At 66.2% G+C, this 25,759-nt stretch carries 21 protein-coding genes and 1 pseudogene; 11 read left to right on the forward strand and 11 right to left on the reverse strand.

Annotated elements, in window-relative coordinates; all coding sequences use genetic code 11:
- Positions 1-103 precede the first annotated feature (103 nt).
- A complete protein-coding gene (locus ACFU5M_RS16550; protein ID WP_379049563.1) occupies positions 104-1,489 on the forward strand; it encodes a cytochrome P450 in 1,386 nt (461 codons plus the stop codon).
- Entirely contained in the window at positions 1,486-2,526 is a 1,041-nt protein-coding gene (locus ACFU5M_RS16555; RefSeq protein WP_379049566.1) for a hypothetical protein, read from the forward strand. The genes ACFU5M_RS16550 and ACFU5M_RS16555 overlap by 4 nt, the downstream gene beginning before the upstream one ends.
- Positions 2,527-2,643: 117 nt before the next feature.
- On the opposite strand, the gene ACFU5M_RS16560 is transcribed toward ACFU5M_RS16555, so the two are convergent.
- The 4 genes and pseudogenes from ACFU5M_RS16560 to ACFU5M_RS16575 all read right to left on the reverse strand — a co-directional run.
- Positions 2,644-5,208, reverse strand: coding sequence for an AAA family ATPase (locus ACFU5M_RS16560; protein ID WP_379049568.1), 2,565 nt, complete (start codon positions 5,206-5,208; stop codon positions 2,644-2,646).
- Positions 5,209-5,452: 244 nt separating this feature from the next.
- Positions 5,453-5,845, reverse strand: coding sequence for a group 1 truncated hemoglobin (locus ACFU5M_RS16565; protein ID WP_379049570.1), 393 nt, complete (start codon positions 5,843-5,845; stop codon positions 5,453-5,455).
- A gap of 479 nt (positions 5,846-6,324) precedes the next feature.
- Entirely contained in the window at positions 6,325-7,116 is a 792-nt protein-coding gene (locus ACFU5M_RS16570; protein ID WP_379049572.1) for a thioesterase family protein, read from the reverse strand.
- A gap of 96 nt (positions 7,117-7,212) precedes the next feature.
- Positions 7,213-7,311, reverse strand: a pseudogene (locus ACFU5M_RS16575) (TetR/AcrR family transcriptional regulator); the annotation flags it as partial.
- A gap of 62 nt (positions 7,312-7,373) precedes the next feature.
- Here ACFU5M_RS16575 and ACFU5M_RS16580 point away from each other — a divergent pair.
- On the forward strand, positions 7,374-8,069 hold the full coding sequence (locus ACFU5M_RS16580) for an MBL fold metallo-hydrolase (RefSeq protein ID WP_379049574.1): 696 nt from the start codon (positions 7,374-7,376) through the stop codon (positions 8,067-8,069).
- Here ACFU5M_RS16580 and ACFU5M_RS16585 read toward each other — a convergent pair.
- Positions 8,034-9,164: an ABC transporter substrate-binding protein gene (locus ACFU5M_RS16585; RefSeq protein WP_379049577.1), complete on the reverse strand. Its 1,131-nt coding sequence runs from the start codon at positions 9,162-9,164 to the stop codon at positions 8,034-8,036. The genes ACFU5M_RS16580 and ACFU5M_RS16585 overlap by 36 nt on opposite strands.
- Positions 9,165-9,600: 436 nt before the next feature.
- On the opposite strand from ACFU5M_RS16585, the gene ACFU5M_RS16590 reads away from it, so the two are divergent.
- Positions 9,601-10,629 carry an adenylate/guanylate cyclase domain-containing protein gene (locus ACFU5M_RS16590; RefSeq protein ID WP_379049643.1) on the forward strand — a complete coding sequence of 343 codons (1,029 nt, stop codon included), beginning with the start codon at positions 9,601-9,603 and terminating at the stop codon, positions 10,627-10,629.
- A 614-nt stretch (positions 10,630-11,243) separates the two neighbouring features.
- Here ACFU5M_RS16590 and ACFU5M_RS16595 read toward each other — a convergent pair.
- Both ACFU5M_RS16595 and ACFU5M_RS16600 read right to left on the reverse strand, forming a co-directional pair.
- A complete protein-coding gene (locus ACFU5M_RS16595) occupies positions 11,244-11,537 on the reverse strand; it encodes a hypothetical protein (protein ID WP_379049579.1) in 294 nt (97 codons plus the stop codon).
- Positions 11,538-11,947: 410 nt separating this feature from the next.
- The gene (locus ACFU5M_RS16600; RefSeq protein ID WP_379049582.1) at positions 11,948-12,532 is read right to left on the reverse strand and encodes a helix-turn-helix domain-containing protein; all 585 of its coding nucleotides are present in this window, start codon (positions 12,530-12,532) and stop codon (positions 11,948-11,950) included.
- A gap of 122 nt (positions 12,533-12,654) precedes the next feature.
- On the opposite strand from ACFU5M_RS16600, the gene ACFU5M_RS16605 reads away from it, so the two are divergent.
- Both ACFU5M_RS16605 and ACFU5M_RS16610 read left to right on the forward strand, forming a co-directional pair.
- Positions 12,655-13,155, forward strand: a complete 501-nt coding sequence (locus ACFU5M_RS16605) for a DinB family protein (protein WP_379049583.1) — start codon at positions 12,655-12,657, stop codon at positions 13,153-13,155.
- A gap of 23 nt (positions 13,156-13,178) precedes the next feature.
- Positions 13,179-14,201: an alpha/beta fold hydrolase gene (locus tag ACFU5M_RS16610; protein WP_379049586.1), complete on the forward strand. Its 1,023-nt coding sequence runs from the start codon at positions 13,179-13,181 to the stop codon at positions 14,199-14,201.
- 61 nt (positions 14,202-14,262) lie between these two features.
- Here the strand turns inward: ACFU5M_RS16610 and ACFU5M_RS16615 are convergent, their stop codons facing one another.
- On the reverse strand, positions 14,263-15,294 hold the full coding sequence (locus ACFU5M_RS16615; protein WP_379049588.1) for a DUF2293 domain-containing protein: 1,032 nt from the start codon (positions 15,292-15,294) through the stop codon (positions 14,263-14,265).
- A gap of 199 nt (positions 15,295-15,493) precedes the next feature.
- Between ACFU5M_RS16615 and ACFU5M_RS16620 the strand changes: the two genes are divergently transcribed.
- The 3 genes from ACFU5M_RS16620 (at position 15,494) to ACFU5M_RS16630 (ending at position 19,347) form a co-directional block, all read left to right on the forward strand.
- The gene (locus tag ACFU5M_RS16620) at positions 15,494-16,591 is read left to right on the forward strand and encodes a YihY/virulence factor BrkB family protein (protein ID WP_379049591.1); all 1,098 of its coding nucleotides are present in this window, start codon (positions 15,494-15,496) and stop codon (positions 16,589-16,591) included.
- 274 nt (positions 16,592-16,865) lie between these two features.
- A complete protein-coding gene (locus ACFU5M_RS16625) occupies positions 16,866-17,984 on the forward strand; it encodes an aminoglycoside phosphotransferase family protein (RefSeq protein WP_379049593.1) in 1,119 nt (372 codons plus the stop codon).
- 109 nt (positions 17,985-18,093) lie between these two features.
- Positions 18,094-19,347 carry a cytochrome P450 gene (locus ACFU5M_RS16630; RefSeq protein ID WP_379049595.1) on the forward strand — a complete coding sequence of 418 codons (1,254 nt, stop codon included), beginning with the start codon at positions 18,094-18,096 and terminating at the stop codon, positions 19,345-19,347.
- 324 nt (positions 19,348-19,671) lie between these two features.
- On the opposite strand, the gene ACFU5M_RS16635 is transcribed toward ACFU5M_RS16630, so the two are convergent.
- Together ACFU5M_RS16635 and ACFU5M_RS16640 are read right to left on the reverse strand one after the other, a co-directional pair.
- The gene (locus ACFU5M_RS16635; RefSeq protein WP_379049598.1) at positions 19,672-21,279 is read right to left on the reverse strand and encodes an MFS transporter; all 1,608 of its coding nucleotides are present in this window, start codon (positions 21,277-21,279) and stop codon (positions 19,672-19,674) included.
- A 132-nt stretch (positions 21,280-21,411) separates the two neighbouring features.
- Positions 21,412-22,440, reverse strand: a complete 1,029-nt coding sequence (locus ACFU5M_RS16640) for a phosphotransferase (protein WP_379049646.1) — start codon at positions 22,438-22,440, stop codon at positions 21,412-21,414.
- Between the two features lie 489 nt (positions 22,441-22,929).
- Between ACFU5M_RS16640 and ACFU5M_RS16645 the strand changes: the two genes are divergently transcribed.
- Both ACFU5M_RS16645 and ACFU5M_RS16650 read left to right on the forward strand, forming a co-directional pair.
- A complete protein-coding gene (locus ACFU5M_RS16645; RefSeq protein ID WP_379049600.1) occupies positions 22,930-23,472 on the forward strand; it encodes a TetR family transcriptional regulator in 543 nt (180 codons plus the stop codon).
- A 457-nt stretch (positions 23,473-23,929) separates the two neighbouring features.
- Complete coding sequence (locus ACFU5M_RS16650; protein WP_379049603.1) at positions 23,930-24,922, forward strand: LacI family DNA-binding transcriptional regulator; 993 nt, start codon at positions 23,930-23,932, stop codon at positions 24,920-24,922.
- A gap of 107 nt (positions 24,923-25,029) precedes the next feature.
- On the opposite strand, the gene ACFU5M_RS16655 is transcribed toward ACFU5M_RS16650, so the two are convergent.
- Positions 25,030-25,659 carry a TetR/AcrR family transcriptional regulator gene (locus ACFU5M_RS16655; protein ID WP_379049649.1) on the reverse strand — a complete coding sequence of 210 codons (630 nt, stop codon included), beginning with the start codon at positions 25,657-25,659 and terminating at the stop codon, positions 25,030-25,032.
- Positions 25,660-25,759 lie beyond the last annotated feature (100 nt).

Here is a 25,759-nt window from a genome sequence, read left to right on the forward strand (position 1 = left end):
CGCTCAAGGGTCGGATGGGTTCGGAGTGACCAGCTCCGCGCGCTTCTGTATCACCGTTCGATGGTGTTGAAGATCGAAATACGAAGGTAAGCAGGTCGCAGAGATGGCAATGGCCGAGTCGGGGGTTTCACCGGTGTCGGGTGCGGTCCGGCCGGTCGGTCATGCTGTGGCGATGCTGCGAGATCCGCTGGCATTCCTGTCATCTCTGGCCGATGCCGGCGATGAACTCGTGAAGATACGGATCGGTCCTGGGGCCGCGGTCGTGGTGTGTGACCCGGACCTTGTCGATCGAGTCCTTCGTGACGATCGCACTTTCGACAAAGGTGGCCCGCTGTTCGACATAGCGCGGAAAGTGGTGGGTGACAACGTGATAACCTGCCCGCACAGTATGCATCGTCGGCAGCGACATTTGATCCAGCCGACGTTCAGCCGCTCACGGCTCGCAAACTACGGCCGAGCGATGACGGCCGAGGCCGATGCTATGACCGCCGCTTGGAGCGATGGTCAGGTCGTGGATATGTTGGCCGAGACATCGCGCCTGGCTACACAAACTGTGATGGCGACTATGTTCTCCGGCGCGCTCGCACCGCACGTCCGCGATCGAGCATTGGACGATGTCACGGTCATCGTCAACGGGTTGTACCGGCAGATGCTGTCGCCGCCGCTGCTGAATCGGCTACCGACTCCCGGGAATCGCCGGTATGGGCGAGCGCACGCAAGTCTCCGCGAGTTGATGAGGACAATTGTCGCTGAACGGCGGATCGATGGCACCGACCATGGGGACCTGGTTTCGGCGATGCTCGCGGCCCGAGTCCCCACCGAGACGAACACAACTGTCGGCATGACCGACAGCCAGATCTGCGATCAGCTCATGTCCTTCTTCATCGCCGGATCAGAGACCACCGCGAGCGCGCTGGCCTGGGCCTTACATCTACTCGTGGCCCATCCCGAGATCGAGGAACGTCTGCACCAGGAAACGGACCAGGTTCTCCACGGGGCTCCGGCCCGCTACCAGGACCTGCCCGACCTGCCGCTGACGGGACACATCATCACCGAAGCGTTGCGGCTCTATCCGCCCGGCTGGTTGTTCACCAGAACGGTCACCGCCGATACCCGACTGGGCAGCTACGACCTACCCGCCGGAACCTCTCTGGTCTACAGCCCTTATCTCCTGCACCGGCGCGACGATCTCTATCAGCACCCGAATCGCTTCGATCCCGACCGATGGGACACCACACAACCGCCGATCGGACGGAAGGCGTTCATGGCATTCGGTGCCGGCCCGCGGCGATGCGTCGGCGAGGCCTTCGCTATCACCGAACTGTCACTGGCACTGGCCACGATCGCTAGCCGGTGGCGAATTCGCGATCGAGTCGGCAAACGGGTCCGTCCTGCGGTGGCGATGGCCCTGCGCCCCCGCGAACTGCGGATACGCATCCATTCAGCCAGTCGGGGCGTTGCTCTGCCGTCTGCAGGAGGTCACCGATGACGATCCCCGGACAGCCTGCTCTGCCGGGGATCTTCTGCCCAATCGAATCGAACGTCCATCCTGCAGTCGACACGATCGAGAACCGGTCGATCGATTGGTTGACGGCCGGCACGTTCCTCGATGATCACCACCAGGGGCGCGCACTGGTCGCGACCAGATCGGCCGAATTCATGGCAAGGATGGCACCTCATGGCTGCGTTGATCGACTGCAGATCGCTTCGGATTGGGCCTATTGGGGGTTCGCATTCGACGATCGCTTCGACCATGGCCCGCTGTCGAAGGATCTCGGAGGGTTCGTGTCCTATGCCAACAAGATCGTACGCGTGCTGGAGGCGCCCGGATCGGATCTGGTGGAGGCAGATCCGCTGGTGCGCGGGCTCATCGATATCTCGGCACGGTTCGCCGATTGTGTGACACCGGTTCAGCATCGTCGATGGACTCAGGCCCACCGTGCCTGGCTGTTCGGGGTCTGCGCCGAGATGAGTACGACCACGACGCCGAGCGTCGATGAGTACCTCGCCATCCGGATCAACAACGCGGCAGGCGAGATCGTCACCGTCATCACAGAACTGGTGAACGAGTACGAACCTCCCGCGGCGGAGTTGGAGCTGCCTCGCGTTCGAGCGCTGACCGAGATGACACGTGTGCTTGCGGCACTGGACAACGACTTACACTCCCACCCCAAGACAGTGGCTTTGAACGAAAGCAACCAATACAATCTGCTGACGGTAATCGCCGCGCGCCATGCCTGCGGACCGGACGAGACCATCGCACGAGCCGTGCGGTTGCGCGACCGGATCATGTGCCGGTTCCTCCTCGCCGGAGCGCAGACCAGCGGGCTGAGCAGAGACACCCGTCACTATCTCCACGGTCTGCGGCACGTGATCCGCGGCAACCTCGATTGGGCACTCGACGTGGAACGGTACAAAGTCGACGGTCGAACCGTGGCCGACCGTTTCACCATCAACGACTCGCCTACCGACTCATCACCCGATGCCCCGGGACTCTCGTCGATCAACTGGTGGTGGCAGGTATGACGCGATGCGACAGCGCTCTTCGCGAGGGAGATCAACCCGTCGCGAATCACGCTGTGTGGCCGCCGGATTCGGTGGTTTCCGATGGCTTCGCCACCGGCGTGACGCCGGTTCGCCGGGTCAGAGACGAGGATTCGAACGGCCGCGCTGCGGCCTGCGCGCGGCTTCGGCGCTCACGTGTGCCTGTCGATCGGCAGGTACGAAAGAGCGGATAGCTGCTCGGGAGCCGATCATCAATTTGTTGAGTACGGCGGCCATTTGCGCGTCGACAGTTTTGAAGGAGCTGCCGCGTCGGGCAGCGATGGCCGTGTTGGTCCACCCCGCCGCGGCGAGTACGGCGACCTCCTGCTCGGCCTCCGACAGCTGCTGCCAAGGTGAGGGGCGGCTGCGCCGGACCGGATGTTCGACGGGCAGCCTGTCCATGGACAGTTTTCCCAGTGCCAGCTGCGCCACTTCGCCCAACTCCGGCCGCAACAGCGCACCCTCTCGTTCGGCCTCCGCGAAGGCGTTGTCGCCTAATACTCTTCGGGCGGTGTCTGCGGCGAATTCGGTCTCGGTGGCGAACGGGCCGAGGTGGGCGATATCCACGCCGAGCCCCTCACGAAGCGTGGCCCCGCCGCCGAGCAGGCGTGCGATATCGCGCGCCTGGGCCGTCACGGCTGCGGAGAGTTCACCGCCGACGGCGCCGACCATGCGGGCCAGGGTCCATGCCAGCATGTGCACGGCCCATACCGCGCCCCACCGGTCGCGCATCGCGAGCTGATCCGACAATGTCGCGCGCCCCACGGCAAGCGCCTCTTCCATGTCGCCGTGCTTACTCGACGCGATCACCCATGCCAGCTTTGCCCAGCAGATCGCCCATTGGGCACCGGAACGCTCGGCATTGTCGAGGTGGACGCGGCAGGTTTCCAGCGCTTGTTCGGCTGTGCCGAAGAACGCGGCGGCCAGCGCTTCGAACATTTCGCTCATCGCGGCACCGCCCTCGTCCCCCTCGGCGGTGAAACGCGCCCGCGCCCGGGCCAGGACGTTGATCGCCCGCGTATCGCAGCGGATCAGCATCAGCTCGGCACCTCGGGCGAATTCGACCGCAGCGGGGAGCCCGAGGTCCACGTCGGGTTCCTCGCGCCAGCGCGATCGGTCTGCGGCGCCGGGCACGCAGCGGGCGACGCATTCGTCGAGCAGGTGTTCGGCATCTTGGTGCACCCCCTGGCACATGCTGATCCAGGCGATCAGTGACATCGCCACGACCTGCAGCGGTACCGGCTCTGGATCGAGGTCCCGGGTTGCCGCGAGCGCGCGCTCGGCCCACCGGCGCGGTTCCCGTAGTGAGCCGGTCAAGAACGGGATGCGCAAGGCGATCAGCCCGGCGGCGATCTCGAGTCCGACCGCCGCCTCGCCCGGCGTGGCGATACTGCTCTCCATGGCCGACAGCAGGTTGTCCCAGGCCACTCGCGCCCAATCGAGCAGCGCCTGCTCGTCGGGCCCGAACCAACCGGCACGGGCCGCGGCGACCTTGTCGCGGTAGTAGCGGCGGTGCCTGCGCGCCAGCCGGTCGGCTTCCGCACCGTGGTCCCGCAGGCGTTGCTGGGCGAAGAGCCGAATGGTTTCGGCCATCGAATAACGCACCGTGGTCTCGGTCAAGTGGATCGACACCAGGGACTGATCCACCAACCGCACCAGCAGGCCTTCGATCTCGGCCCGGGCCAGTCCGTCCTCACGGCCGGGGTCGTCGTCGGCGCAGACCGCTTCGATGGCTTCCAGTTCGGCGCCGACATCCTGTCCGGCCGCGTCGGGGCTGTCGCTGCCCATGTCGTACCCGGCCGCGAACACCGACAGGCGGTCGAACAGCAGCCGTTCCTTGTCCCGGCAGAGATCGTAGGACCAAGCGATGACATCGCGGATGCCCCGATGCCGGACGTCCGCTCCGACTCTGGGTCCGTTCTGCCACTGCAATCGCCGGTCGCCCGCCTCACCGCTGAGATCACGCAGAATCATCGGCAGCGGCTGACGTGACAGTCGTGCGGCCGCCAGCCGGATATAGAGCGGGTGATTGTGTACATGCAGGCAGATCGCGGCGGCCAGGTCGCCTTCCTCCTCGGCGAGGGTATGCCCGACGAGATCCGCGCGGGCGCGGAACAAGGCCAGCGCCTGCTCATGCGACAGCGCGGGCACCGGCACCAACTGTTCGTCGACCCACCCGATCGCCTCGCGGCTGGTGGCCAGCACGGTGAGCCCGGGTACCGCGTCGAGTAGGCCGGCTATCACTGCGCCCGCACCGTCGAGCACATGTTCGCAGTTGTCCATGACCAGGATCGTCTGCATATTCCGCCCGGCTGCGTCGCGGCGGCGCAGCGTGTCCAGTACCGCGTCCCATGCCGACCTTCCGGAGAAGTCGGCCTCGATCACCGAGCCCGCGATCTGTTCCTCCACCGCTGTCGCCTTCGCGCCCCGAGGCAGTACCGCCAGCCGTACCCAGTGCACCGGGACGCGCCGCGCCCGTTGGAAGCGCTGCACAGCCTCGGTTGCCAAACGGGTCTTTCCGATGCCACCCGCACCGATCAATGTCACCAGGCGAGTACTGCCCAGCAACGCCATCCCGATTCTTTCCAGCTCCCGATCCCGGCCCACGAAATCGTTGGCAGCCGCGGGCGGCAATCCACTGACAGAAGTTCGGCCTGCCGACACACAGGCAGCCTAGCGGAACAAGTTCTCCGGAACCCCGCCTCCGGAACCTACGCTCTGTGGCCGCCGTGCAGGCCGGGTCGAAGTCTCGGACTCGCTTGCGGACTTCAGCGCACCAGAAATCCAGTTCCTCCATGTCGTCATGGTGGGGGCATGGGCTGGATCGAATTCACCCGTTGTCCGTGCCGCCGGACATCGCTGACAACTCGGGCCGGGTCGTGTCGGACGGTTCCATCATCGCGCCGTCCTATCGGATCGCTGTGGAGACGATGTCGTCGGCGAGGGGTGCGACCGCGGCGATGATCTCGGCCGTGAGAGCCGGTTGTGTCCCAGCCGCGTGGAGAGCCTGCGTCAGATGTTCGGCGACCCGGTCGAAGTGGTGCCGGGTTATGCCTCGGCCTTGGTGGACCTGCTTCATTCGTGGACCGGTGTATGGCACCGGTCCTCCCAACGCGGCGGCGAAGAACTCGACTTGGCGGCCCTTCACTCTCGGCATATCGACGCCGGTGAAGAACGGCGCCAGTTCATCGTCGGCCAGGATGCGGGCATAGAGGTCTTCTACGACGATCTCGAGGGCGGCGTGGCCCCCGACTCGCTCGTATACGGTGCCGTCGCAGGACGTGTCCGATGTTGTATCCACGGTGGCTCCTCGGATTGCGGTCGATCAGATGTTCGGTCGGAGTTGGATTCTCGAGAATTCATGGTTCCTTCCGAAAGCATGTGGTGGTCCGGCGCGTTCGGGCACAGCTGTCGGCGTGTATTTCGCGGCCTCTCTCGCCGCGCGGGCCTTTCGGGCCGCAAGCTGGTCATGGCATCGCCGACGCAGTGATCATATGAGACTGAGCGCAAACTTGTGTGCCTATTATTGCACTTCATCACTAGTTATAAAATGGGAATAGCTATTCACATAATACCCTCCAGCCGGGCCGGCAACGGCAGCGGGCGATGTCGCCAACATCTGGGTCGACTGCACGTCGAGGGTCCGGTTCGACCGCGGTATCTCGGTCGATGCGGTCGGCGAACGCGCTGGGCGCCCGCCGGTGGGCGCCCAGCCCGGCACGCGTGACCATTCAGGTGTACTCACCTGTGAGATCGGGGAGGGCGGCCGCGTGCGTGAGGTCAGCGCGGGGGAGCTGCCATATCGACCGGGTGGTCGCCATTGGACAGTGCGGTGACCACGCACGTGCCCAATGTTCCCCTGCGGTCGTAGAGGGTCGCGGTACCGATCGAGATGCCCTCGGCGGTCACGGCGTCCTCGGCGCGCAGGCCGAGTTCACAGTCGACAGGTGGGCGCGACAAGGTCATGGTCACGTCGGCGTTGATGTAACCGACACCGCGAGAACCCCAGTGGCACACCTGGTTGGTGAAATCGGCGACCATGGCGGCGTGCTGGAACGGGCTCAGCGGCTCCCCTGCGACGAGCGGCAGCACGACCGCCACCCAGCAGATCTTGCGGTCATCGTTCTGATGGTCGGCGCCATCGCGGTGCCAGCCGCTGTCGCCGCTGCGGAACAACGGCATGTCACCGACCCTCATGGCTCCCTCCGGCGGCACCGGCAGGTGGTGACCGGCGCTCCACACCCGTCCCGGCGGTGGGGCGCCGGGGCTCAGGAACAGCGCGGTGGCGCGGGCACGCACCTGATCGTCCTGCACGATCGCCGCGTCGGCCACCGTGATTCGCCTTCCTCGGCGCACCGTTTCGCTACGAACCGTGATCGGCCGGTCCAGCACCGGCCGGAACAAATCCACGGTCAAACGGGCGGGAACGAATCCGTCCGGACAGCGCGTCTCCAGTTCCCGCGCCAGCAATCCGGACACCGGCGGGCCGCCCAGGTGATCGCTGTTCCACACGCTTCGTGTGATCTTCTCGGCGACCACGACGTCACCGTGACGGGTGAAGAAGCCGACCACGAACCACCTCCGAGAACCAGATTCTCATGCTAGCGGTGCAGGTGGATGGTCGATGTCACCGGGTGCGGTGTCCGCGGCCGACGGGAGGCGATGCCGTCACGGCAATCTGATTACCAGCACATTCATTTCGACGATCGGCCGGTAGGGGTCGATGTCGTCGAGCCGACTCCCGAGCACGACGAAGTCGGGTGTCGATTGTCTTGCTGCCCAGAGCAGATCGAGCGGATCGAGCGGCTTGTCGCGAGTAGGTTCGCCGTGTGGAAATCGTACCCGTGTCGCCACGGCTTGCCGCGTTGCGTTTCGCCGAGGTGAACGACCTCAACGTCTACGTGTGGAACGACGGCGCGGAGGTGACGCTGATCGACAGCGGGCTGCCCGGCGCAGCCGGTGAGATCGAAAGAGGGCTGGGCGTATTGGGCTTCTCCGTCGACCGAGTGCGGCGGGTGATTCTCACCCATGCGCACGACGATCACATCGGATCGGCGGCCGATATCGCCGAGTGGGGAGCCGAGATCTGGGTCCATCAGGCCGATGCCGATATCGTGCGGGGTGAACGTCCGCAGCCGGCCCCGGTGCTGCGCGACTGGGAACGTCCGATCGCCGACGCCCTGGAGCTGGGCCCGTCTCCGCGCCCGGCCCCTGTGCATCGCGAATTGCGCGGTGGTGAGGTGCTCGACTTCGGCGGCGGTGCCGAGGTATTGGCTGTCCCTGGCCACACGGAGGGCAGCCTGGCGTTGTATCTGCCGTGTCATCGTGTGCTGTTCACCGGCGATACATTGGCCAATGTTGGTGGGGTCACCATGCCGGGTGTGTTCAACCTGGACAGCACCGCTGTCGAGGCAGCCGCACACCGGCTGACCGATTCGGATGCCGACGTCGTCTGTGTCGGCCACGGAGAGGTGTTGACGGCAGAGTCGCTATATGCGTGGCGGAGTCGGCGGTCGGCCCGTTGACGCGTGCAGGACTCGGAAGCGATCGGGTCGCGCCGGATCTCGATCAACGACTTGGATCGGCGTCCGAGCCCATTGCCAAACGCTGATGCCTGGGATGCGGGAGAACTGGATCTGCCCGCGGGTGCCTTCGACTGCGACGTGCGACCAGGATTCGGCAGTGCGCGCCCGGTCCGCGCCGTGCGAACGCAGCACTTCGGCGAGGACGGCGATCGTGTCGTAGCCCTCGAAGGCGACGAAAGAGGGCGCTTCGGCCAGTCGCTCGCGCAGGGCTGTCTCGACTCGTGCTCCGAGTGGGCCGAAGTGCTGGGGTAGGTAGCGCAAGAACGGGATCGCGGCGCTGTCGTCGCCCAGCAATCTTTCCCATTCGGCGAACTCCGGTTGCCCGGCCGGAGCGCCGATCAGGATCTCGGCGAGGCGCTGGTCGCGGCGGACCGACTTGACGATAGACACTGCCGGTTCCGGGTGGCCGACCAGAAGGAGCAGGGCTGTCGCGCGGTTGCCGACGAGTTCGCCGCACACAGCCGTCGGGGTGAGCGCGCGCATGTCGAGTTCGATGACGGTGCCGCCGCGTGGAGCGAGGTGGTCCCGCAAGATGCGGGCCCCGGATGCCCAGTAGACGCTCGGCTCGGCTGCCACGGCGATTCGGCTGTGGCCCGCGCTGAGCAGGAAGTCCGCGTAGATCCGCCAGCCGCGGGACTGCGCCGGGGCAAGGCGCGCGACCCACTGCGTCGGCTGTTCGGTGAGTGCGTCGAGAACCGCTGACGAGCAGAGGAACGGCAGGCCGAGGGCGTCGGCCCTGGCGGCAGTGGCGCGAGCGACGACGCTGTGATATTCCCCCGCCAAGGCAGCCACGCCGAGGCGAGCCAAATCGTCTACCGCCGCCGCGGCCCGCCGCGGGTCAGCCGCGGTGTCTCGGACAGCCAGCTCGAGTGGTCTTCCGGCGATCCCACCGGTCTCATTGACTTCGCGAACGGCAAGCTCGAGTCCAGCGAGCAGGTGTCGGCCTGCCTCGACCCAGCCAGGCCTGGTCAGCGGAACCAACGCGCCGATCCGGACCGATGCTCCGTCGGTCGGCCCCGCGCCAGGCGTAGTCATGCGTCGTGTCTCCCTTGTGACGTCACCATGCCGGACATTGCATCCACCACCATCGCCGACAGACAACCGATTTATTCGTTCGCCTGAGCTGCCAGCACAGGCCTGCGGCCGGACCGCCGGGGATGCGAGGGTGAATACAGCCTGTGTCGAACGCCAGCCACTCCCGCAGGCTCGGCGACAGCGGACGACCCGACGGGAACACCGCCCCCGCCAACGCGTCCTGTGGCATCGGCCGGGGCTCTCCCGCCACCCACGGGTGCGGACGACCCACACGACGGGCTCGGCCGGGGTCGCGCTGCACCGACTCGATGGCCCGCCGCGTCAACGCGACTCCGTGCCGCGCCTCATCTGTCATGGCGCGAAGCTGACAGGTGTCGGCAGCAACCGACCCACTCGCCACAGCGGCAACGATCGGTCGAACGCCGGTCACTGCTCCATGTGCTGTACTGGCGGGGTGATCGAATCCGGTGACGTGACCGAGGTGGTCGACGCTGTGGTCGAACAGTCGTTGCTCGGGGGCCCGCGAAAGTACACCCGCACCCAAGTGGCCGAGCTTTCCGGAGTGTCTGTCGAACGTGCCGAGAAGCTCTGGGTGGCACTGGGTTTTGCGGCCGCGGCGAGCGACGACGAGGTGGCGTTCACCGACGCCGACGTCGTTGCGGTGCGCCACTTCACCGCGATGGACCCGGTCGCGGGAGCGCGCGAGCAGAGTCAGATCGCCGCCGCCCGCACTGTCGGACAGGCGATGGCGCGGCTGGCCGAGTGGCAGGCGGACCTGATCGCCCGTGAGCTCGGCGGCCGCATCGCCGCCGAAGGTGGCCAGCCGATGTCCGGAACGAACCGAGACGCCACCGCCCGGACCATCGCGGTCCTCGCCGATCTGCAGGAGTATGCCTGGCAACGGCATTTGGCTGCGGCGCTGAGCCGCTCACTCGAATCCGATGGCGCCACAAGGCAACTGCTCGTCGGCTTCGCCGATATGGTCGGCTACACCCGTCTCTCCCGACACCTCGACCTCGATGAGCTGACCGATCTGCTGGAGACCTTCGAGACCACCACCACCGAAGCGGTCACCGCTCACGGTGGCTGGGTGATCAAGAACGTCGGCGACGAGGTGATGTTCGCCGCTGAGAACGCACGCGACGGCGCACGGATCGCCTTGGCCATGAACGCGGCGATCGCGCAGGCGGCGCAAACGATCTCGGAAATGCCCCAGATTCGGGTGGGCTTGGCATACGGGCCCGTTCTCACCCGATTCGGCGACCTCTATGGCACGGTGGTCAACGTGGCCGCACGGCTGACCGGCGTGGCCCGCCCGGGAACAGTGCTCCTCGATGACGCCGCCGCCGCCGCTCTGGAGGACGACGACCAATTCGTACTCCGCCATCTGCGCAGCGTGCGAGTCAAAGGGTTCTCGCGATTGCGTTCCCACGTGCTGCGAGAGCGAAAGCGCAAGCACGGCTGACCGGTTACCGATCGGTTTCCTGCGGTGGATCAGGAAAGGCGCCGCGCCTGCTATGCCCTCGATCCCGAAGGCCGAGTTTGCGCAGAATCGCCGAAGCCGGCTGACGGACTTCCAGTGCGGCGACGGCTTCGCGGGCCTTGTCCGGGCGAGTATCGAACACATCGTTGGCCGCTGCGGCTTGGTGCAGCCCCCGCCCGGTCGTTCCGGCCGCGAGCGTGAACAACGAACACCGCCGCGACGATGACCCACAACGACCGCATTGCGAAGTGACCCTGCACGTCGCCGATGCTTCCGGTCCGGCACCTCGACCGACGGCCGGCGCCGAACTGTCCCCGCGTCGGCACCATACCCACGGGCATCGTCCGGCAGGATCGATTCGCGGGGTGTCCGGTGTCGAGGAAGCCCTGACACTCAGAGCGCGGAGTGCCGTCTCTTTTGCTGGGTAGGCGGAATGTTCAGTGTTCACTCGCCGCGACTACTCCGGCGCGGCGAATGAACGATTCAATTCGGGCAAATGCACTGCAATAGTGCGCAATCGCCTATGTAGACCGCAGCGAAAAGAAATCTTGACGCGCGTGGCAACACGGGCGAGGTAGTGGTCTACCGGGGCCGGGTCAGGCTGCGGGCTGGGGCTGGGTCAGGTCCCTGACGCCGGTGATCGCATCGATGATGTTGACGATGGCGGAGGTGCCGCCGTCGAGGGCCGAGCTGCCGGAGTCGAGCATGGCGGAACCGGAGGACGAGCCGGCCGAACCCGAGGAGGAACCGCTGCCCGCTGAGCCCGAGGCCAGGCCGGCGGAACCGGTGGCGGCCGAGCCGGTGGCGGCGGAGGCCATCGCGACCGGGCCGAAGAACAGGGCGGCGGCGGAGAGGGTGCCTACGGCGGCGAGAGCCTTGCGAGAAAGCATTATGCGGATTTCCTTTCACAGGTGGGTAACGACGCCATCACGTCGCGCACCAGCAACGTTAGGAAAAAGAAATGCGACGATCCACTTCTCTTCGTGTGTGAATAATCACCGTTAATAATGAGCTAACAACGTATTGTGCCGAGGTAACACCAATTGATCTTCATCCCGGACGCGGATTCTATGATCGAATTCGAAACATTTCTCCGACCGCGCCGCGTATCGGCGTGCGGCGGAGACGATCTCGCAGCCGACCACTGGTCCGACGTATCCGAGGGCCGCAACGCGGCCTCGGCCTGCGGCCGGACGCGACCCAGTCATCCGCAGTGGGCGAGTGGTTCGATCCGAGCCGTGCTCCGTATCGACGAGCATGACGATCTCCGGGACCACCGCGGCGCGCGAGCCCGCCGGGTTCACCCAGGGGAGTCGTCGGCATGTATGTGCGATCGCATCCCCTGCAGACCGAACAGGATGAGAAGCTCGACCATGCCGCCGTCGGCGCTGCCCAGCCAGTGCGGTACGGATGTGTCGAACTCGGCGGCCTCGCCGGCCGGCAAGGTCAGGTCGCGCTCGCCGAGTATCAGCCGCAGGCGGCCGCTGAGTACATACAGCCATTCGAAGCCGTCGTGCGTCCGGGGGGACGGTTCCAGGGGTTCCGGACGCGCGGGAATGATCATTTTGAACGCGTGTACCCCGCCCGGCCGCCGGGACAACGGCACGAAGATCATCCCGAATCGCCTGATCGGCTTCAGGTGAATCCGGGGGTCGCCGGTGCGCGGGGCGCCGACGAGGTCATCCAGCGGAACGTTGTAGGTACGAGCCAGCGGCAGCAGTAACTCGAGGGTGGCCCGGCGCTGCCCGCTCTCCAGGCGGGACAGGGTGCTCTCCGATACGCCGGTCGTCGTCGCGAGATCGGCGAGAGTGATGCCGCGGTCGCGCCGAAGCGCGCGAAGTCGCGGCCCCACCGCGTCGAGCACGTCATTCGTTTCCCGATCCATGAGCCCATCTTGCCGAAACCGCAAGTTCGCGTGCCAGGTGGTGGTGCGCATGGTGAAACTGAGCGTGGTCCGGCGGGAGGAGTTCATCCCGCACCACCGGACCCGACGAAGGAGAGACCGCCGTGCCCACCACCACGCGCCGCAGGCGCCGCGGCGACACCCCGCCGCCCCGGACCGGAGGTAGCGAAACCGAGGTCCTGTGCGGATTCCTCGACTACTTGCGGGCGGCGATCGCAGCGAAGGTCGACGGGGCTCCCGAGTCGGAGGCGCGTACAGCCGCAGTGCCATCGGGCACGAACCTGCTCGGCTTGCTCCAGCACCTGACTTTCGTCGAGCGCTCGATGTTCCTCGGCGACACGATCACCGACTGGCGGGCGACGTTTCATGTCGCGCCGACCGACAACGTGGCCGGTGTCGTGGCTCGCTACCGGGAAGCGGTCGAGCGTGCCAACCGAATACTCGACAACTGCGCCGACCTCGGGGCACCTGTCCCACGGCCGTGGCCGGATCGTCCGGCTCCCAGCGTCCGATGGGCACTCACCCACATGATCGAGGAGACCGGCCGCCACGCGGGTCACGCGGACATCCTCCGGGAACTGATCGACGGCACGACCGGCCGTTGAAAATCTCTCCAGCAAAGGAACTCATGATCACCGTGACCCGGCCGTCCACGAACGGCCTCCTCCGATCCGCCCGCGCGATGGCGGGTGTCGCGCTCACCGTCTCGATCACGATGGGCGCCGCAGCCTGTGCCACGAACGCCTCCGACATCGCCCCCTACGCCGCCGCCACCCAGAGCGACCCCGCGTTCGAGAGCACCTTCCGGCACGGGTTCGCCGACGTCGACGGCGTTCGCATGCACTATGTGACGGGCGGCAGCGGCACACCGGTCGTACTGATCCACGGTTGGCCCCAGACCTGGTACGGCTGGTGGCCGATCATGCCCGCACTCGCCGAACACCACACCGTCTATGCCGTCGACCTCCCCGGACTGGGCGACAGTACCGGCTCCCCGACCGGCTACGACAAAGCCACTCTGGCACGGTACGTGCACACCCTGATCGCCGACCGGCTCGGAGTGCGCGATGCCCGCGTCATCGGCCATGACTTCGGTGCCGCCGTCGCATTCCAGTACGCCGCTCGATTCCCCGCCGACACCACACGCCTCGGCTACCTCGACCTGCCGCTGCCCGGGCCCGCGATCGACGCGCCCACTTACCGCTCACTGAGCTGGCACATCGCCTTCCACGCCCAAAGACGGGTTCCCGAAGCCGTCGTCGGCGACGACGTCCGCAAGTACCTGTCTCTGTTCTACCCGCAAGTATCCTTCGAGGGAACGGCATTCGGCGGCACGTCGGATCGGTCCCCGTTCACCGACGCCGAGATCGACGAATTCGCACGCACTTACAGCCGACCCGAGGCTTTGGCGGGTGGTTTCGAGCTCTACCGCGCACTCGACAAGGACGTCAGCGACACCATGGCAGCGCCACCGGCACACGTCCCGACCCTTCTGATGACCGCGCAAGGGCAACTCGACGCGATCCGAGCCACCGTGTCGCCACGCATGACCAACATCGTGCAGGCTGTGGACGTACCGCGCGCGGGACACTGGCTCGTCGAAGAGAATCCCCGGTTCGTCACCGCCGAACTACAGCGCTTCCTCGACTGACGCGCCGCCCCGACCCGATTCGAATTGTCGGACAATCCCGAGCGACCCTCTGCGTGGCGTCTCAGCCGCGCCAGCTTTCGAGGACGTGGTCGACGGTGGGCCGGATGCGGGCTCTGGCCTCCGGGCGGGGGATGCCGGTCATGAGGAGTTGGTCGTAGTCGGTGTCGCGGTGGCGGATCGAGGCTATGACGGCGAGGGTGAGCGCTTCGGGGGAGAGGACTTTGGCCGCGGCGGTGCGGCCAACACGGCCGCTGCCGCGCACGGCGGCGTGTTCGGCGATCTCGGCGGCGCGGTCGCCGGGGCAGCCGGGGAACAGCCGGCGGATTTCGTCGGACATGCGGGCGCAGTAATCGACGTCCTGGGCGTCGCGGCGGACGCGATCGCGCTCGCGGCGGCGGGCGCGGGCATCGTCGTCGGCCAGGCATTGCTGTTCGGCGCGGATCAGAGCGGCCGATTCGACGAGGATGCCGAGCCGTTCGTAGCGCTTGCGTCGCTGATTGAAGCGGACCACGACGGCCGCGAGGGTGCTCTCCTTCTTGGCACGCCGGCTCAGCGCCGCGTCTCCGGCGGGCAGCAACTCCAGATGGTCGAGGTCAGCGCAGGTCAGGCACAGCGGCCCGGCGGCGGAGGTGATCAGATACGGTCCGGTTTCGGCGCATTCGGCGCAGGTCCAAGGCGTCGCGGCCTCGACTACCGTCAGATCCGGGGCCCGGTTCTGGCGTTGAGCGACCTGTTCGCGCTGCGCCGGGCTGAGCTCCGCCGAGAGCCAGTGCACCCGGAACACCTCGTCTTCGCCGTTATCGACGAACCGCAGTGCCTCGCGATCGCGCCCGCCGGACAGATACGCCGCGGTGCTGGCGGTGAGACCGTGCTCGCGGGCCCACTCGCTCAGCAGTCGCGCCGCATCGTGCATCCGCCGCCCGTCCACCGCCGTGACTTGCTCCAACGACCGCACCTGCCCCTGCCGCCAGCGATCGACATGACTGGATCGCACCCACCCGAGGACGGCGAATACATCGACCGCCGACACGTATTTGCGCTGGACCAGAGCCGCTTCCGCAGCCTCGACCACGCGCCGCCGCAGCTTGGACACGGGTTCGAACCCTAGCGTACGTCGCGGGTGAGCTCGGCAATCGCCAGGTGACGAATCGCGCTGGTGGCAGGGACGGCGTTGGTCGGCCGATCCGGGTTGCTGTTTCAGCGCCGCTGCTTCGGGCACCACTCGTTCAGCGCGGGAGTACCGGCATCTCACGCGCGGGACCGAGAAATGCGTTTGAGCGAGGCGAACCGACATGGCTACAGATCGCGGCAGACCGAACCCGCACGAGGACGAGGCTGTCGACTCGGCAAGTACGCGGGACCGCTTCGAGGCGCCAGATCGGGCGACCGATACCGGAGCCCGACCGGATCTCGACCCGAACGAGCCGAGCAGCCCGGCCGAACTGTCGAAACCATCATTGCTCGCGGTGGTCAAACGCGCGGGCAAGGAGTTCCAGCGCGACAACTTGACCGACCTGGCAGCCGCGCTCACCTATTACGCGGTGTTGTCGATCGTGCCCGGCCTCATCGTCCTGGTTTCGCTGCTCGGGCTGTTGGGCCCGAACGCCGCCGATGAACTCATGAACCAGGCGCAGCAGATCGCGCCGGGCTCGAGCGCCGACTTCGTGCACACGCTCATCACCCAAGCTCAGGCCAATAAGCAGGGAGCGGGCCTCGGGGCGCTGTTCGGTCTCGCTATCGCGCTGTGGTCGGCATCGGGTTATATCGCGGCGTTCATGCGTGCCTCGAACGTCGTCTACGGCATCGGGGAGGGGCGCCCGATCTGGAAGACCGCGCCTATTCGGCTCGGCGTCACCCTGATCGCGGTGATCCTCCTGGTGATCAGCACTGTCATCGTGGTCGCGAGCGGGCCGGTCGCTCATCAGATCGGCGATTTCCTCGGTGTCGGGGAAAGCGCGGTGACGCTCTGGAACATCGCCAAGTGGCCGGTGTTGTTCGTCCTTCTGTCGGTGCTGCTCGCCATCCTGTTCTGGGCCAGCCCGAACGCCCGGCAAGGCGGGGTGAAATGGATCAGCCCCGGCGGTGTCATCGCCGTCCTCATCTGGCTGATCGTCTCGGTGTTGTTCGCGGTCTACATCGCCAACTTCTCCTCCTACGACAAGACCTACGGGTCGCTGGCGGGCGTCGTGATCTTTCTCGTGTGGTTGTGGCTGACCAACATCGCGCTGTTGCTGGGAGCCGAGATCAACGCCGAACTCGACCACGGCAAAGCCATCGCCCAGGGATTGCCGGAGGACGTGCGGCCCTTCGCCGAACCGCGTGATACTCGCAAGCTCGACGAGGCGGAGAAGGAAGCAGCCCAGGCCACGGAATCCGCACGGAGCGAATGAACCGCAGTCGTCTCCAGGCTGCCCTACCGCTCATCCCACGGGTGAGAAGTGCGGTCGGGCTCGAGCGCTTGTCAGCGGGTAGCCGGTCTCGCCGAGTGGACTCGGCAATCGCATTGTCGTCCAGGCTTTTCGCGAGCATGGGTTACTGTCCTGCGGGCCCGTGCGCCGGCGATCCAGGTGCTCGGGCGGTCGAGTCGTACTCCGGAATCGAGGCAAGCGATTGAACCACAAGCTCTGGTTGCTCGGACGGTCTGTCACGGTGGGTGCTCACATCATGGGCGAGAAGATGCTACGGCCGAAAGCCCGCGATATCGATGACGTCCCGGTATCCGGCGACACTGTGACACCGCAGTGGCTGACCGCCGTCCTGTGCCGCGATGTGCCGGAGGCCGAGGTGCTTTCGTTCGAAACCGCCAACGGCAGCCGCGGAACCTCCACGCGCGTCGCGATACGCGTGGAGTACAACGACGTGGGCAAGCAGGCGAACTTGCCGACCGATCTCTTCGCGAAGACGACAACAGCTTTCTCGCAGCGGATTCTGCTCGGCGGCGGAAAGATGATCGACGGCGAAACCCGATTCTTCCGGGACTTCCGGCCCCGGGTCGATATCGAGGCCCCCGTCGGCTACTGGGGTGCCGCCGACGCCGGATCGTGGCGTTCGATCGCTCTGATGGAAGACATCGCCTCGACCCGCGGTGCCCGGTTCATCGAGCCGAACGCCCCGATCGCCCGTGACCAGATCGAAGACCTGGTACGCAATCTCGCTCGGCTGCACCGCACCTTCTGGAATCACCCCTCGATCGCGGACCTCAAAACCACGACCGAAGCCCTCGAGGCATATCTGGCCGCCATCGACATGAAGAAGCGTTGTGAGGTCGGACTGCGGCGGGCCGAGGCAGTGGTACCCGAGACACTGCGCGGACAGGCGGATCGGCTGTGGGCCGGTGTCGAGCAAGCGATCGACAAGGCGACGAACGAACTGCCCCAGACCCTGCTGCATGGTGACCCGCACATCGGCCAGACCTACCGGACAGCCAGTGGGCGAATGGGATTCGTCGACTGGCAGGTGGTGATGCGGGGCGGCTGGGCCCACGACTTCGCCTACACCGTCAACTCCGGATGCGAGCCCGAGGATCGCCGAGCTTGGGACCGCGAACTGCTGGCTTCCTACCTCGACGAACTCGGACCCCTCGAGGGCCGGGCTCCGACCTTCGATGACGCATGGCTGGCCTACCGGCAGCAGTCCATGTTCGCCTACGCCGCGTGGGCGTTCACGATCGGCAGGGCGGCGTATCAACCCGAGATGCAACCGGTGGAGACGTGCCTGACGCTGCTGAAGCGAATCACCACGGCCATCGACGATCACGATTCGCTGGACGCTCTCGGCGTCTGATACAACTCTCCCGCCGCCCACCGGGGCGGCGGCGTTCGCTCCTCGCTCGGGCGGGAAGCCGGTATTTCAGCAATCGTGCAGTGCATATCGACAGTTGGGAGTTTGCTTCTTGAGTACGCCGCAGTCCGAGGTTCCAGAACGGTCTTGCCCGGTCGTGCACGGCTCGCCGTTCGATTCGGACGTCACACGGGTACCCCTGTATTCGCCCGAGTTCGCGGCCGATCCGCACCGTGTCTACCGCGAAATGCGCCGGAAATACGGATCTTTGGCGCCGGTGGAGTTGGCGCCCGGCGTGCCCGCCACCCTGGTGGTCGGCTATGGCACCGCGGTGCGGATCCTCAATGATCCCGAGCATTTCCCCGCCGACCCACGCGCCTGGCAGAAGAACATCCCGGCCGACTGCCCGATTCTCCCGCTCCTGGAGTGGCGGCCCATGGCCAGTCGCAGCGCCGGGTCCGACTTCACCCGCTACCGAGGGGCGATCACCGCAAGTATCGATGAGGTCGATCTGTACGCCCTCCACGCCGTCGTCGAGGGACTTGCCGTTCCGCTGATCAACTCCTTCTGCCAGGACGGTGCCGCCGACCTGATCCGCCAGTACGTGTACCCCCTGGTCTTCGAAGTCGTGAACTATCTGCTCGGCTGCCCGCCGGAGATCGGCGGGCAGGTCGCCGCCGGTACGGCTGCCCTCCTCGAGGGTGTCGACGCCGAGAAGGGCAATCAGATGCTCGGGGAGGCGCTGATGCGATTGGTGGCACTGAAACGCGCCGAACCGCAACGTGACATCACCTCGGTCCTGCTCCAGCATCCCGCCCGGCTGGACGACGTGGAGGCGTCCCACCATGTGTCCCAGGTCTACGGCACCGGAATCGAATTCGAGCTGAACCTGATCACCAACACGCTGCTGCTGATCCTCACCGACGAGCGCTTCGGTGACAGCTTTCTCGGCGGCAACCTGTCGTCCCGCGATGCCCTCGACGAGGTCCTGTTCAACGACCCGCCCCTGGCGAACTTGCTGATCACCTATCCCCGCCATCCGATCCTCATCGATGACGTCTGGCTGCCCGCCCACCAGCCCGTCGTCATCAGCATGGCCGCGTGCAACAACGATCCCGCGATCCGTACCGGCGACCTGACCGGCAATCGCTCCCACCTGGCCTGGGGCCTGGGCCCGCACGCTTGCCCCGCGCGGTCCTTGGCGTACCTGATCGCGCAAGAGGCGATCGACCAACTCCTCGACGCACTGCCGGAGATCGAACTGAACCTGCCGAACCGGACGCCGAACTGGCGGCCGGGTCCCTTCCACAGGGCACTGACCGAATTGCCGGTCACCTTCCCACCCACCTCTCCGCTGAACATCTGACCACCGGCGCCAACCACGGATCAGGCTGTCGTCCCCGTGCGGCGGGGCGTTCGCGGCGTACCGATCCGCCATGCCACGGGATGGAAGCAGCGCTGCTCCCGAGGGGGCACACGCTGCCGGCCTGTGGCGGCGAGGACAAGCAGCTGTGGCCGTGAAAGGTCGTCGCGGATCGGCGGAGGGGCCATCGGACGGAGAAACAGGCCCAAACATATGTCTATATTTCGCTATGCGCATCCGAATATGCTCCTCCAGGAGCAGGTCGGTGAGGGTGAGTGGTGCCGATGCCTGCGTGTCGAGGTTGGGGGAACGCAGGACGCGTATCGGTCAGGGTGTTCGCGCGCCTCCGGTGGCGGGGGTGCGGCCGTGGCGCATGAACAGGGCGAGGAACAGTCCGATGATGGTGGTGGCGAGGACGAACCAGAAGGTGAGTTCGTAGCCGCGGTCGGCGAAGACTTGGGGTATGGGTTGGTCGGCTTTGTGGCCCATGACGTCGATGTGGGCGATGACGGGGTGGGCGTTGAGCAGGGCGGTGGTGATCGCTATCCCGATGGCCGAGCTCATGTTTTGGGTGACTCCGAGCATGCCGCTGCTGATGCCTTGTTGTTCGGGGGGCACGGCTTCGATGAGCAGGTTGCCGATCGCGGCGTAGAACATGCCGAATCCGATACCGGCGATCATGAAGAGCACCAGGTAGGTCTGCCAGCTGTAATCGAAGCTCACGAAGCCGACACCGGAGATGGTCAGGGCGATGAAGGACAGGACCGCGGGCAGGCGGGCGCCGTAGCGTCGGGCGAGTAGGCCGCCGATGGGTCCGAAGATCATGCCCATGAGTCCGGCCCAGATACCGACGTGCAGGGCGTATTCGAGCATGCTGAAGCCGTTGCCGTAGGTGTAGCCGGGATCGAGGTCGACCTTGACGATCGACAGTGGCAGGTTCAGTCCGGTCATTTCATGGGCTTGGTCCACAGCGCCGTGGGCGACCTGGTCCCGCAGGTGTGGCGCGTCCGGGGTCTGGGTCATGTAGCCCAGTGCCAGGGGTTGGACGGCGGTGATGGCGACGCCGAACAGTGCCATCAGCAGCACGACACCGACGCGCGGGTCGAACAACAGTTTCATGTCCATCAGCGGGCGTGAGACCTTGAACTCGACGAGGAAGAACAATGCGAGCAAGGCCAGACCGACGATCAGCCATGCCAACGCGGTGGGGCGGCCCCATCCCCATTTCTGGCCGTTGTCCAGGTACAGCAGGGTCAGCAGTATTCCCGAGGACAGAAGTACCGCCCCCAGGGGGTCGATGCGGTCTCGGACGCGCAGGGGGGATTCGGGGACGACGTACAGCACGAGCGGGGTCAGCACGAGGGTGAAGATCGTCAGGAACCAGAACATGGCGCGCCAGTCGTAGTTGTCGATGAGGATGCCGCCGATGACCGGGGCGATTGCCCCGGAGAAGCCCAGTCCCGCTCCGATGAGCCCGATGCCGAGGGGAACGTATTTGCGGGGGACGAGGTCGCGGATCAGGCCGTAGGCGATGACCTGGCTGGCCACGGAGACCGCGGCGAGGCCGCGTCCGATGAGGAACAGGGTCCAGCTGGTGGTGACCGCGCAGATCAGGCAGCCGAGGATGAAGCAGATCCCGCACAGCAGGAACAGTCGTCGTTTGCCCCAGATGTCGCTGGCTTTACCGAGTAGCGGGGTGGCCGAGGCGCCGACCAAGCCGAGGATGATCACCGCCCAGTTGATGTTGCCTCCCACTCCGGGGAAGCTTGCGCTCATCTTCTGGAGCGCGGCCGAGACCATCGTGTATTGCAGGGGCACGACCTCGGTGTAGAGGACGATCACGACGATGATGGTGAAGATTCGTCGTTTGGACGCGCCGTCGAGTCTGCCCGCGTCGGGGGCGGTGTCGGCGACGGCCGTGGTGGTTGCGGACATCGAGAACTCCAGAAAGATGACTACGTGGAAGAGTCGATCGGGACCGGATGCCGCGCGGTGCTCGCTTTCGTGCGCCACTGTGTGGCGTACTCGGGCGATCGGGACAACGTAATCCGGATGTGGAACAGGGGCTTACCGGGACAGTTCGGCGATCGCGTCGATGGTGTCGAGTTCGGCGTAGGCGATCGAATAGCGTTGCGCGAGTAGCAGGGCGATGTCGGGGCGCTGCCAGAACTCGCCGGCGCTCGCGGTGCACAGCCACAAGGTGAGCCCGTGGGCGACCGAGGCCCGGTAGCCGAGTTCGATCTCCTTCGGTGTCGGCAGTTCGGAGGCGGGCAGGTTCAACGCGTCGCGATAGATCGCGAGCAGGTGGCCTTCGTGGCGTCGGCGGTCCTCGACGGTGAGCGCGCCCTGGAGGAAGTACCCCAGGTCCAGCGACCAGTTTCCGCGGCGCGCTACCTGCCAGTCCAGGAACCCGACTTCTCCGTCGCCGAGCAGATAGGTGTTGCCGATGTGGGCGTCGCCGTGCAGGAGCGTCTGCGGACCACGCGTCAGTGTGCGGATGTAGGGCTTCCAGATACCCTCGATCAACTCGTCGATGCCCAAGGCCATGACCGCGGGCGGGGCCTCGGGTCCGAGGCGATCCAGCGCCGCCGGCAGCGGCGCGATCTCCATGCCGTCCCACGGCACGAAAGGCTCCAACCACCCCAGTTCGGGGTGGTCTTCGATACGGCCCCAGTACTTTCCGTGCATTCGAGCCAATCCGCGCACACCCGCGGCGGCCTGGTCGACGGTGAGCGGGCGGGTGGCGTCACGAGGGTCGGCGCCGCGCGCGGCGATGTCTTCCATCACCAGCACGAAGTCGTAGTTGTCCTCGTCGATCAGCGCGGTGTAGACCGTGGGGTGCTCGAGGTGCAGCGGCACCCGCGAGTTGAACAGGCGCGGTTCGTGGAACATGCCGCTGGTCAGGCGGATCAGTTCCTTGTGCGCCGGATCGGCAGCCTTCACGAAGACCGTGGCCGGTCCTCTGCCCGCGGCATAGGTCAACCGCAGCCGGGCACGCCGGTTGGTGCCGTCGTCGCGCAGGTCGACCTCGACCGTGGCGACCTCACACCCCGGATAGTGCGTGGCCAGCGCGGCCGACATCCATTGCGGGGTCATCTGGTTCCAGTCTCGAGGCAACGGCACTGTTTCGACGTCCACGAGGATCCCCTTCAGGGTCGATAGAGAGATTCTGATCGAGCGAGAATTATCTTCTCGCCGGTAAGTTACGCGCGTAAGTGGCCGGCGTCCAGTCATTCACATCCCAGCCGACGACATTGATTCGAATCATCCGGCGACACCGACGAGACATTCGGTGTCAAAGTCGCACCTGACGACTCCCCGGACTCGATCGCAAGGGGCCGCCGCACGCCCGTGGGGGGACGCCACGAATGGAATCGACGTACTTACTCGTGTAACCTGCGAGGGTCGCGGTCCCCGATTCGCGTACCGAGAAGGCCGCAGATCCGACCCCACGCTGTGTGAGGTGAACGGCGATATGAATGTTTCGTCAACGACCCGAACTCCCGGACCATCCGCGCACACCCGACGGCGTCCGGGCGGGCGCGCTGCCCGGCACTGCGTCCCCGCGCGTCAGGAACGAGCGAAGTGAGTGAACACGCGCAGCGAGTGCTCTCGGCGGCGGTCGAGTTCCTGGAACGGGGAGGTTGCGAGGCGGTGACTGTGCGCGGTGTCGCGCGGGTGGCGCGCGTCTCGCACAGCAAGATCTATCAGATCTTCGGCACGCGAGACGAGTTGATCGTCGCGGCGATATCACGCTGGACGGCAACCCACACGGAGTTACCGTTCCCGTCGGTCGCCAGACGCGACAACCGGCGCCAGGAAACGCTGGTGCGGTTGTTCTTTCATCATTTCGATCCGTGGCGCAGGCACCCGAACATGTTGCGCGCCTACTACCGAGCCAAGTCGGGTCCGGGTGGGGAGCGACTCGAGCGCGTGGGTTTCGCGGCCAGACTGTCCGCCGCGCTGGCTACCGTGCTCGCCGACGCCGATGCCGACTATCGGACCGATATGTTGCTGGTGCTTTCGGGTCTGGCCGAGAGTGTGGCGTTGCGCTACGCCGAGACCGGCGTCGAGCACGACATACGTCCGACGCTCGAACGGATCACCCGGCTCCTGACCAGCCCCTGACCTCCTCCCGAGCCGCATATCTTCTCGCCCCAGGGCGGTTGTCGCCGCGGCGCCGATGGCGCGTCATGGTCATCGGGGCCCGTTCGAGTCCGGGGCCGAACAGGCCCGACGTCGGCGACCACGAACCCGGAGTGCAGGTACTCGGGCTGCCCTCATCCACTCCGAGGTGACTTGATCCCAATCGGTGGAATCGGCAGGGCGTAGGCGTCGGTCATGCAAGCCCTCGCTCATCATGGGCAAAGTCACTCCGGGAGAGTGACGGCACCAACTTACTCGAATAAGTTCAATGTGTCCGCCACACCTCGAGACTTCCGCCCCCTCACGCGGCCCGCCAGGCGATTTGCCGAGCGATCGCCGACGACTTCAGGACACGGGGGCACCCCAGGGTGCCGCGCGAGGTAGCGAGGTAGCTGTGCGATGATGCAGTCCGGTGGTATCGGCTGGAGTCGGAGGCGGCGTGGAGGGTGTGCGGAAGACCACCAGACCCACCAGGGCCGATGTCGCCCGCTTGGCCAATGTGTCCACCGCCACCGTGTCCTACGTCCTGAACAACGTCGCCGGCCAACGCATCTCGCTCCAGACCCAGCAGGCCGTGCGCCAGGCCGCCGCCGCGCTCGGATACCGCCCGAACCTCGCGGCTCGCAATCTGGTCATCGGCGGTAGTGGTGTCGTGCTCTACATCGTGCCGCGAATGGCCCTGGGTGAGCTGGCGATGGAAGTCGGCGCCAAGCTGACCACCGCACTGGCTCGCCACGGTCTGTTGATGTCGTTGCAGTTCGAGACCGACGACGGTGCGAACGTCGTCGAAGCCATCGCCAGCCTGAATCCGATGGCGGTCGCGGCCACCTTCCCCCTCGCCGGCCCCGCACTCGAGGCCGTCACCACCGCGGGCATACCGCAGATCCACCTGGGTAGCGCGAACCTGCACGCCTTGGCCGCCCTGAACCTCACCGTGGAGCAACTGCGCGTCGAGCACCTGATCGCCCGCGGACACCGACAGCTGGGATTCGCGATCACCAACAATCGCAAACTGCGCCCGCTGGCCGACTACTGGCTCGCCGGTGTCCGCGCCGCCACCCGCAGTCACGACCTACCCGACCCGGTCGTCGCCGAGATACGCGCCGACGGTGCCGACGCCGCCCGAATCGTGTCCTACTGGGTCGAACGCGGCGTGACCGCGATCTGCGCGCAGAGCGACGAGACCGCCTTCGCCGTCCTGCACGGCATCCGCCGCGCCGGGCTGGTCTGCCCACGAGACCTCGCGGTCATGGGCGTGGACGCCATCACCTTGGCGGCCATGGCCGAACCACCGCTGACCACCATCGGATTCCGAGCCACCGAGATCGTCGAGACCGCTGTCGACGCCATGATGGCCGCCTTGGGCCTGCCCGCCGAGGGCACCCCGCACACCGGCGACTTCGCCGTCCTCATCCCACGCAACTCGACTTGAACCCACCTCGACCACAACGCGGTCACCCGCGCCGGGGAATCGCTTTCGCATCGACACCGCCGCGGCGAGATCGAGCGTGTCGTGACGAGTGTTCGTCATGTTTGCGCTCAGGAGTCCGACGGCGCGAGTGCCACCAGGAAGCGGGTGAGGACATCGGTGATCGAATCCAGACTCGGACGCGGATCGTCGGCACTCCAACGGTGCACCAGCGCGAACAAGGCACCTATGAAAGCGGTGGCGGCCGTGTCGTATCCGCCTGCCGGTGGATTGCCCGGGCCGTACATACGCTCGAACTCGGAGCGGATGAACCGCGCCCACTTGGCTCGGACGACGGCGCGGTGTCGCTCGACGCGCTCGTTGAGGCCGACGATCTGCACGAACGCGATCGCGGCCCGACGGGGATCGCCACCCACCGAGTGCGCGTAGGCGGCCACACCCGCGCGATGACGTTCGGCGGCGACGGCGCCGTCGGCGCGGCGCGCCGCGATCTCCACCGCACGCATCGCATCGTCCTGGATCATCTCGTAGACGGCCACGAGCAGATCCTCCCGGTTGGCGAAGTGCTCGTAGAACTGCGCCCGAGCCAACCCCGCGGACTCGCAGACGGCCGTGATCGAACTGCTCTGGTAGCCGGACTCACCGAATACCGCCAGTCCCGCCAACAGGAATCGACGCCGGCGCTCGGCCCGGCGCTCGCTCATCGCCTTTCCGCCGTAGCTGCGCTCCGAGGCGCTCATGCTTGCCACGGCGCCAGTCTAGGTCGCCGCGGATACCGGACCCGGCCGCCCGGAAGAATCCTAGACATCGCCGTCTAACTATGATCGAATGCACTTCCAG

The organism is Nocardia sp. NPDC057455 (genome assembly GCF_042802775.1).
Taxonomy (GTDB): domain Bacteria; phylum Actinomycetota; class Actinomycetes; order Mycobacteriales; family Mycobacteriaceae; genus Nocardia.

Bases quoted from the DNA above. Each gene is read 5' to 3' on its own strand.
- ACFU5M_RS16610 (WP_379049586.1), top strand. From the start codon at position 13,179: ATGATCACCGTGACCCGGCCGTCCACGAACGGCCTCCTCCGATCCGCC.
- ACFU5M_RS16595 (WP_379049579.1), bottom strand. From the start codon at position 11,537: ATGCTTTCTCGCAAGGCTCTCGCCGCCGTAGGCACCCTCTCCGCCGCC.
- ACFU5M_RS16585 (WP_379049577.1), bottom strand. From the start codon at position 9,164: ATGACTACGCCTGGCGCGGGGCCGACCGACGGAGCATCGGTCCGGATC.
- ACFU5M_RS16620 (WP_379049591.1), top strand. From the start codon at position 15,494: ATGGCTACAGATCGCGGCAGACCGAACCCGCACGAGGACGAGGCTGTC.
- ACFU5M_RS16625 (WP_379049593.1), top strand. From the start codon at position 16,866: ATGGGCGAGAAGATGCTACGGCCGAAAGCCCGCGATATCGATGACGTC.
- ACFU5M_RS16635 (WP_379049598.1), bottom strand. From the start codon at position 21,279: ATGTCCGCAACCACCACGGCCGTCGCCGACACCGCCCCCGACGCGGGC.
- ACFU5M_RS16655 (WP_379049649.1), bottom strand. From the start codon at position 25,659: ATGAGCGCCTCGGAGCGCAGCTACGGCGGAAAGGCGATGAGCGAGCGC.
- ACFU5M_RS16640 (WP_379049646.1), bottom strand. From the start codon at position 22,440: ATGACCCCGCAATGGATGTCGGCCGCGCTGGCCACGCACTATCCGGGG.
- ACFU5M_RS16600 (WP_379049582.1), bottom strand. From the start codon at position 12,532: ATGGATCGGGAAACGAATGACGTGCTCGACGCGGTGGGGCCGCGACTT.
- ACFU5M_RS16555 (WP_379049566.1), top strand. From the start codon at position 1,486: ATGACGATCCCCGGACAGCCTGCTCTGCCGGGGATCTTCTGCCCAATC.
- ACFU5M_RS16590 (WP_379049643.1), top strand. From the start codon at position 9,601: ATGTGCTGTACTGGCGGGGTGATCGAATCCGGTGACGTGACCGAGGTG.
- ACFU5M_RS16550 (WP_379049563.1), top strand. From the start codon at position 104: ATGGCAATGGCCGAGTCGGGGGTTTCACCGGTGTCGGGTGCGGTCCGG.